The organism is uncultured Planktosalinus sp., from assembly GCF_963973675.1.
Lineage (GTDB): Bacteria > Bacteroidota > Bacteroidia > Flavobacteriales > Flavobacteriaceae > Planktosalinus.
In genome coordinates this window covers 1-8,405 of sequence record NZ_CAXBAN010000082.1, presented here as the reverse complement: position 1 = coordinate 8,405, position 8,405 = coordinate 1, and the positions used below count along the sequence as shown (strand labels likewise).

The window sequence follows — 8,405 nt, the reverse complement described above, 5'->3', positions numbered from 1 at the left end:
AAAGTGTCCTTAGCTGATTATAAAAATGCAAAAGGATATATTGTAATTTTTAGTTGCAATACTTGTCCTTATGTAGTTGCTTATGAAGATAGAATGATTCAATTGCATAATAAGTATAGCACAATGGGGTTTCCTGTAATTGCCATAAATCCAAATAACCCGGAGCTATCACCTGGAGATAGTTTTGAAAAAATGCAGGAGCGTTCTCGAGAAAAAAGCTTTCCGTTTGCCTATGTTTTTGACAAAAAACAGGAAATCTTTCCACAATATGGTGCTACCAGAACCCCTCATGTGTTCTTATTGGAAAAAACTGATAGAGGAAATATTGTACGTTATATTGGAGCAATTGATGATAATTTCAGGGATGCATCTGCAGTGAAAGAAAAATTTCTTGAAAATGCAATTCAAGCATTGATGGATAATCAAGATGTTTCAGTAAAAACTACCAAAGCCATTGGCTGTACTATCAAAGTAAAATAGAATATTCAAATTTTAAAAAAATATAATTCAATAATGTTTAAAACATTGTTGGTTTATTTTTATCTGTAAATTGATTTCCCTTAATTTTGTAAATTAAAACAACAACCATGCAAGAAATAAGTTCAAACGAATGGAAGCAGAAAACTGAAAAAGACTCTGATGGAATTATCCTTGATGTCAGAACTGATGAAGAGGTGGAAGAGGGAATAATTCCCGGAGCAAAACAAATCAATATTTCTGATCCTGCATCTTTTATGGAAAATGCAAACAAGCTTGATAAATCAAAAAATTATTATATTTATTGCAGATCGGGTGGAAGAAGTGCGCAGGCTTGTGCTGTGTTAGAATCAATGGGTATTGAAAATACTTATAACCTTTTGGGTGGAATATCCGAATGGGATGGCCCGGTTGAGTAATTGATGTCAGTATGAAAAAAACGTTTTTTTATTCAATCTTCTTGTTGTTTTTTATTTTTGGTTCTTGCCAAGAAAAAGAAACCAAACAGGTGCAAAAAATAACAGCTGAACAATTATTGGACGCTATAGAAAATAAAGATGTTCAATTAATTGATGTCAGAACCGAAGGGGAGTTCAAGGAAGGAAGTATATATAATGCTCAAAATATTTGTGTGACAACAAATGGATTTGAGCAAAAAGTAAAAAACTTCGATAAAACAAACCGGTTTATTTGTATTGTAAATCTGGCATTAGAAGTGCAAAAGCAGCCGAAATATTAAAAGAAATGGGCTTCAAAGAAATATATGATATGTCAGGTGGCTTTGATGAATGGAGTAGAAAGGAATTAGACTATACTAAATCTTAAAGCCTCCCTGTAAAGCCAAATCTAATTCAAAACTCAAAAACGATGAAAATAAAAATCTTTTTTTTGCTTTTTTTTGCACTACACATAGCAGCATTTCCATTATCAGAAGATTGGGGGCAAACAGGTCATAGGGTTGTGGGTGAAGTGGCTGAAAACCATCTTTCAAAAAAAGCAAAAAAAGAAGTTGAACGTTTATTAAACGGAATGTCACTTGCTGTAGTTTCTACTTATGCAGATGAAATTAAAAGTGACCGGAAATATAATGAATACCGACCCTGGCATTATGTAAACATTCCATTTGATAAAAACTACTCCGACATCAAACCAAAAGAAGAAGGCGATATCATTCAGGGAATACAAAAATGTATTTCCGTTTTGAAAGATGATGCTGCTTCAACAGATGAAAAAGCGTTTCACCTAAAACTTTTAGTTCACTTTATTGGAGACCTTCACCAACCCATGCATTTGGGTCTGGAAGAAGATAAAGGTGGAAATGATTTTCAGGTAAGATGGTTCAACGAAGGTACAAACTTACACCGCGTTTGGGACTCAAATATGATAGACAGCTACCAGATGACCTATTCAGAGCTTGCAGAAAATCTTCCAAGTTTAAATAAAAATGAAATAAGCGAAGTCCAAAGTGGTAATTTGTTAGATTGGGTACTTGAGGAACGCGAGATAACAAAAAAACTATACAAAAGTGCAGAAGTGGGGGAAAAGTTGGGCTATAGGTACATGTATGACCATTTCAATACAGTGAAATCGCAACTCCAAAAGGGAGGGCTACGATTGGCAAAAATTTTGAACGAACTTTTTGCCTAACGTTTAGAAATTTTATTGCCAGAAATTGCTTTTTGCCTGCTACTTTTGAAACGATTGCTTGTGTTTTTTTTCAATAAGGCATGTTTTGTTTTTCTTCCCTGAACCCTTTTTCTCCACATTTTAAAACTGGTAAGCTTTAATTCTTTTCGCATCAGCGAAATCACTTCTTGCTCATTCAGTCCAAATTGAAATTCGATAGCTTCAAAAGGTGTTCTATCTTCCCAAGCCATTTCAATTATTCTGTCAATCTCTGAAAGTTTAAAATCTTTACTCATATTAACAAAATTAATAAACGACAAATATCAATTCAAACTTTTATTATTTTATTAACCTAAATGTAAGATTGATACGAGGATTAACTTCCCTTGAAGTTTTAGAGATTTGATGTTTCCAAAAGTGTTGAGTAGTTCCCTTCATAACTAACAAACTACCGTGTTGTAATATAATCTTTGTTTTTAATTCAGGTCTGAATTTGTGTTTTAAGTGAAACCACCGTTCTTCTCCAAAGCTTAATGAAGCAATCGCTGGGTTTTTTCCCAATTCCTTTTCATCATCACTGTGCCAGCCATTAGAGTCTTTTCCGTGGCGGTATAAGTTTAATAAAACTGTTGAAAATGCATCATTACATTGTTTTTCAATATCTGTTTTCAGCTCCTTTAGAAGAGGCGAAAACGGTTTTGGATGCATCGTGATGTTTGAATAAGAATACGTTTTTTCATTGTCAGCATACAAAGCTGTGAGTCGGGGTTGTAAATGCGTTTTACCAAAAACAGTTATCTTGTCCTGTTGCCAAGGTGTTTCTTTTAAAAGTTGATTGAAAACTTTAGTTGCTTTATCTTCGGCATAGAATTTAGGAAAATAAGAAATGTCTGCATCTGGTAAATTAAATACCACTTTCTTCATGTTTTTTTAATATCAAGTGTATTGATAGGCCCACCAAATAAGAACAATCTGTAACGGAAAGCGTAATATCAAAACCCATTTTGGTAGCTTTAAAGAGGCTTTTTCATTGATAAGCATATGGATGTGAACAGTAAAAAATACAATTAACATAGCAATAATTCCCCAGGCAGCCAGGTGTTGGTTTTCAGGTGTAAGCAGCATAAGTCCTAAAATCATTTCAGCAACTCCACTCAAAACTACCATACTTTTGTGAGCAGGCACATAAGGAGGCATGATTCGTTCATACATTTTTGGGTTTCTAAAATGATTGATGCCGGCTAAAATATAAATTACAGCCATTAAATATTGGTGCCAGGGTAACATAAAGGTAATGTTTAATTTTTCCAAAAGTACATAAAATTATGGGTTAGAAAACTCCTTTTTTAGCATCTTTAAAGTTTTGTTACACCTTTGTTGAATTATAAATAATGATAAAAAAATCAAAGGATTAGGTGCAAAAATCGTCAATTTGGATTTTTTAAATTTAAAATATTTTATATTGATTGTTTTTTTCGTAAATTACAGGTCAAATACTAACTAAATAACCTAAAAATTATGAGAAAAATGTTTTTTTAAAAAAAAGGGGGGGGGGGTAAATTACTTTTATTCCTTTCCTTATTGATGTTTACTACATCCTTTTATACACAAGAATATGATTTTTGTGCTTTTGATGAAGATGAAATACCTGAGTCAGCAAAAGTTTATGTTCCCTTTATTGATGACCCATCACAAAATATGGAACCTATTGTATTTAATGTATTTTTTTGGAAAGTCAACGATTCTGAAGGAAACTACTATAACAATAATTTTACAGAATATAATATTTTAGCAGGTGTGGCTCATTTAAACAGGACATTCAACAAATTCAATATATTTTTTAAGTATGTTGGCTATGATACATTTAATTCGCCGGCTTTTGTGCCTCTAATTTTAAGAGAATGGAATCCCGTTGAAGAAAAATGGGAATGTAATACCTATCCTGGAGGTGACCCCACAGGATATGGAATGATAAGATGGTGTCAAAGAAATATATTTTTTAACTATGTAACAAATAATAATTATAGACACCCCAATGCTATTAATATATATGCTCCCTATGCTACTGAACAATATAGAGGTGCTGCAAGTTATTCTAAAACCTCTGTAATTGTTAAGCCAGAGGATTTTTCAAATGCTGTGAACCCTCATGAGATTGCTCATTTATTCGCGATAGGACATACTTGGTCTGAAACTGAAAATGTGCCAAGAAACCCTTCTCACCCTGACTTCAATGCAGATGAGACCGCAGATTGGATTATTCAAACAAATGCTATCAATACATATAGAGATCCAAACAATCCCTCTACCTATCCTTTTGTGGATTTGAATGATTGTACTTATGAAAATGATGGATTCCAAATTGATAGTGAGGGCCATCTTTATGCTCCTAGCCATTATGATGTTAGCAATATAATGGGTAATTGTTCCCCTTGTATGATGCAATATCCTTATTTTTTTCCCGAGCAGGGTCATAAAATGCGGTATCAAATTCTTACATACCAATCTCTTTTTGGGCCAAAACAAACTACTATTGCTTCCTTGTATGAGCCTTACAAAGGTGAATATTATATAGCCGGACCTTTACAAGGAACTACATTTGAGGAAAACCAATCTATCTATACACCTTTGTTCCAGCCGGGTTTTAAATACAGGTTCAGAGAATGTGACTGTGATTGCCCTAGTGGTGAACCCACTCCTTATGAAGACACTTCATTTAATATTGGTAATTTTACCTTATCTAGTTTTGAACCAGATGAAACCAACTTCAATTTGATAACTCATCCAAACCATTCTGCGATTCAAATTATTTTTAACCCACCCTTACCCAATGAATATGGTCAGAATAACAGAAAATGTTATGACAACTGGAACCGGGCACCCATAGGAGGGAGTGTTACTAAATTCAATGATGGAGTATTTAATGCAAATGTGACCATTACAACACAGGATTCTACAGCTATCAATAACCCAAACCTGATACAGCAATTGCATCCTGGATTGTATAAAATTGAAAAAATCTATGAAGATGGTGCTGTTCAAGAAAATGTATTATACAAGGATAACGAATGATGAATTTCAGGGTATTAATTTTTTTTCCACTTTTCCTCTTTTCTTTTCAAGCTTTAAGTCAATGGCAGGAGCATTTAATTTATGAGGACGAAACATCCGGTTCGGCTAAATTGATTTTGGTTGACATAGATAATGACGGGCTACTGGACATAGTTACATTTAGAAGTCAATTTGCAATCTATTGGCATAAAAATTTAGATGGGTTGGGCAATTATGCCCTTCCCCTCTTGATTGTTGAAAATCTACCAACTGTTAGGGGAATGGCTGTGGGGGATCTCACCGGAAACGGCTTCAAAGACCTTGTGTTTTCAACCCAAGATGTTGTGAATATGGGTTTCAATCTGAGATGGATGGAGCATCTGGATGGCAACGGTAATTTTGGTTCACCCCAAATTATTCCCGAAAACCCAAACACTATGGCTCGAGCCATCGTTTTAGAAGATATTGATGGAGATGGTATGCTTGATATTGTGGTAAGTGCAAATGCAGCAAGCGATCGAAGTATTTCTTGGTATCGCAATTTGGGTAGCGGTAATTTTTCTTCATCAAATGTTGTAGTAACAGATTTTTCAAATGGTTTTGGTATTGCAGTAGGGGATATAGATGGTGATGGTAATCTTGATATAGTTTCAGGCACATCAAACACCGGTGTGATGTCTTGGTTTGAAAATCTGGACGGTCAAGGTGATTTTGGTCCACCTATACCGATTGGCTCTTCAGGAAACCCCGGTTATAATGTATTGAGATTGCATTTGGTGGACATTGATGGTGACGGCGATTTGGATGTTGTTGGTAGTTCAATTCTAACACAAGCCTTTGCATGGTGGGAAAATTTGGATGGTCAAGGTAGTTTTGGGTCAGAACGGTTTATAGAGCTAGAACATCCAATTACAGGTATTTTTCCTGCAGATATTGACAACGATGGTGATATTGATTTGTTTACCTTGTCACCGGGTTATATGAGGTGGTATGAAAATCTGGATGGTTTAGGTAATTTTGGGGAAGAACAATTAATCACTGATAGTTTGCCATCTGCAGTTACTATTGAAGCGGCAGACATCAATGGAAATGGCAAGATGGATCCAGTAACTGCATCACAAACCAATAATACCATTTTGTGGTTTGAGAATAATCTTCTATCAACGAATGAATATACATTTAACAATGTTGTGATTTACCCAAATCCTGTAGAAGACACATTAAAGATAAAAACGGATTTGTTTCCAATAGAATTCAGTATATACAATTCAAAGGGTCAAAAAGCAGTTAAGTTTAAGTGGGAACCAGGCCAAAAAGAAATAGATGTTTCAGCTTTGTCAAGTGGTTGGTATTTAGTAGAGTTTATTTACAAAAATTCAAAAGAGAAAATTAAATTTATTAAGAAGTAATGTGGCTTTAAAATTAGTATTTAGTTTTGGCACTATCGCTAACCCTAATCCTTATCTATAAATGTGCATATTATAAATACTGTATGCGATTTTTTTGAATAATACTATGTCTTATGTGTCCATTTGGTTTAATGAATGATGAACAAATAAAAGTTAACTAATCCTATTTTTTCAATCAATTCCTTACCTTTGCAATCGCAAAAAATAGATATGGAATACGCAGAAAATATACTTGGAACCATTGGAAATACCCCAATGGTAAAAATCAATAAACTCGCTGAAGAAATCCCCGCTTTGGTACTCGCAAAATATGAAACTTTCAATCCGGGGAATTCAGTGAAAGACCGTATGGCTGTCAAAATGATTGAAGATGCAGAAGCCGACGGCAGATTAAAACCCGGTGGAACCATTATTGAAGGAACATCCGGTAATACCGGAATGGGACTTGCACTGGCAGCTATTGTTAAAGGTTACAAAATGGTTTGTGTCATAAGCGATAAACAAAGTAAGGAGAAAATGGATATCCTAAGGGCAGTGGGCAGCGAAGTGGTTGTATGCCCTACCGATGTTGCTCCAGACGACCCCAGATCATATTATTCCACCTCGGCGCGACTGGCTAAAGAAACCCCAAATTCCTGGTATGTCAATCAATATGACAACCTTTCAAATGCAAAAGCCCACTATGAATCCACAGGCCCTGAAATATGGAAACAAACCGATGGTAAAGTAACTCATTTTGTAGTGGGTGTGGGTACCGGAGGAACCATTTCCGGAGTTGGAAAATATTTAAAAGAACAAAATCCAAACATCAAAGTTTGGGGGATTGATACCTATGGAAGCGTGTTTAAAAAATACCATGAGACCGGTATTTTTGATGAAAATGAAATTTACCCATACGTAACAGAAGGCATTGGCGAAGATATTCTACCTAAAAATGTGGACTTTAGTATTATTGATGGTTTTACAAAAGTAACCGATAAAGATGCTGCGGTTTACACCCAGTTGCTTGCAAAAAAAGAAGGTTTCTTTTTAGGGAACTCTGCAGGAGCCGCTATGAAAGGACTTCTTCAATTAAAAGAACATTTCACAAAAGATGATGTTGTAGTTGTTCTGTTTCACGACCACGGCAGTCGCTATGTGGGTAAAATGTATAATGACGAGTGGATGAAGAAGATGGGGTATATTGAATAAGGTCAAAAACCTAATTTTAATGAACTTCAATTTTATCAATTTCAAGCGCAAAAGTTTCTCTTTTACCATTTCCAATTAAGAATGCCATTTCTTCAATTTCTTCGCCAGGGTAATTTGGCAGATTGACTTTTCTACCCCTAAACGAGGGTGCCATTTCTGAAAAAGGTATTTCGATAGTTTCCCATTCCCCTTTTGTTTTAAATGTATAAGTATAAGAATAAAAATCTGATGCATTTGTTTTTACTCTGAACTGATAGTTTTTTCCATCACCTTTAACACGCAGAACTATTTTTTGATAGACATTGATGTTTGTTCTCTTAAATCTGTGTCTCACAGAAGAAAATCCACCGTTATTTTCAAGTAAGACGTTTCCGGTAAAAAGTGCATGACCATTTTCGTTTAGAGCAATTGTACCTTTTGAAAGCCCGCCCATAACTCCATCGTTTACTACATTCCACTTTTGAATATCTGTTTGTGATTTGAAATCAAATAGAGTCATTGAAGGTGTAATTGAAATTGTAAAAATAAGTAAGATTAAAAGCATATTTGAGCAATTTAGAGTATTTATACAAATGCTAAAATTAAATACTAGCAGCTAATATTCAGCTTGTTTTGTTTTTATTTTAACAAATATTGATTAATTGAAATGCT

Annotated in this window: 11 protein-coding genes; 7 read left to right on the top strand and 4 right to left on the bottom strand. The window is 34.6% G+C overall.

Annotated features, from left to right (window positions below; all coding sequences use genetic code 11):
• The 4 genes from AACY61_RS04805 to AACY61_RS04790 all read left to right on the top strand — a co-directional run.
• Positions 1-480, top strand: a 480-nt coding sequence (locus AACY61_RS04805; protein WP_339610451.1) for a thioredoxin family protein, incomplete at its 5' end; no start/stop codon positions are given.
• Between the two features lie 107 nt (positions 481-587).
• Complete coding sequence (locus tag AACY61_RS04800; RefSeq protein ID WP_339610450.1) at positions 588-896, top strand: rhodanese-like domain-containing protein; 309 nt, start codon at positions 588-590, stop codon at positions 894-896.
• A gap of 89 nt (positions 897-985) precedes the next feature.
• Positions 986-1,216 carry a rhodanese-like domain-containing protein gene (locus AACY61_RS04795; protein ID WP_339610449.1) on the top strand — a complete coding sequence of 77 codons (231 nt, stop codon included), beginning with the start codon at positions 986-988 and terminating at the stop codon, positions 1,214-1,216.
• Positions 1,217-1,344: 128 nt separating this feature from the next.
• The gene (locus tag AACY61_RS04790; protein ID WP_339610448.1) at positions 1,345-2,124 is read left to right on the top strand and encodes a S1/P1 nuclease; all 780 of its coding nucleotides are present in this window, start codon (positions 1,345-1,347) and stop codon (positions 2,122-2,124) included.
• Here AACY61_RS04790 and AACY61_RS04785 read toward each other — a convergent pair.
• Genes AACY61_RS04785 through AACY61_RS04775 form a run of 3 tightly spaced genes read right to left on the bottom strand, consistent with a single transcriptional unit; the run spans position 2,121 to position 3,390 of the window.
• The gene (locus AACY61_RS04785; protein WP_339610447.1) at positions 2,121-2,399 is read right to left on the bottom strand and encodes a TIGR03643 family protein; all 279 of its coding nucleotides are present in this window, start codon (positions 2,397-2,399) and stop codon (positions 2,121-2,123) included. The two genes, AACY61_RS04790 and AACY61_RS04785, sit on opposite strands and share 4 nt — an antisense overlap.
• Before the next feature lie 43 nt (positions 2,400-2,442).
• The gene (locus AACY61_RS04780) at positions 2,443-3,027 is read right to left on the bottom strand and encodes an alpha-ketoglutarate-dependent dioxygenase AlkB (RefSeq protein WP_339610446.1); all 585 of its coding nucleotides are present in this window, start codon (positions 3,025-3,027) and stop codon (positions 2,443-2,445) included.
• A 12-nt stretch (positions 3,028-3,039) separates the two neighbouring features.
• Positions 3,040-3,390 carry a MauE/DoxX family redox-associated membrane protein gene (locus tag AACY61_RS04775; RefSeq protein ID WP_339610445.1) on the bottom strand — a complete coding sequence of 117 codons (351 nt, stop codon included), beginning with the start codon at positions 3,388-3,390 and terminating at the stop codon, positions 3,040-3,042.
• Positions 3,391-3,687: 297 nt separating this feature from the next.
• On the opposite strand from AACY61_RS04775, the gene AACY61_RS04770 reads away from it, so the two are divergent.
• The 3 genes from AACY61_RS04770 (at position 3,688) to AACY61_RS04760 (ending at position 7,754) form a co-directional block, all read left to right on the top strand.
• A complete protein-coding gene (locus AACY61_RS04770; protein WP_339610444.1) occupies positions 3,688-5,175 on the top strand; it encodes a hypothetical protein in 1,488 nt (495 codons plus the stop codon).
• A complete protein-coding gene (locus tag AACY61_RS04765; protein WP_339610443.1) occupies positions 5,172-6,563 on the top strand; it encodes a T9SS type A sorting domain-containing protein in 1,392 nt (463 codons plus the stop codon). Before AACY61_RS04770 ends, AACY61_RS04765 begins: the two co-directional genes overlap by 4 nt.
• A 210-nt stretch (positions 6,564-6,773) precedes the next feature.
• Positions 6,774-7,754, top strand: a complete 981-nt coding sequence (locus tag AACY61_RS04760; RefSeq protein WP_339610442.1) for a cysteine synthase family protein — start codon at positions 6,774-6,776, stop codon at positions 7,752-7,754.
• Positions 7,755-7,770: 16 nt separating this feature from the next.
• On the opposite strand, the gene AACY61_RS04755 is transcribed toward AACY61_RS04760, so the two are convergent.
• A complete protein-coding gene (locus tag AACY61_RS04755) occupies positions 7,771-8,298 on the bottom strand; it encodes a CIA30 family protein (RefSeq protein ID WP_339610441.1) in 528 nt (175 codons plus the stop codon).
• Positions 8,299-8,405: the final 107 nt, after the last annotated feature.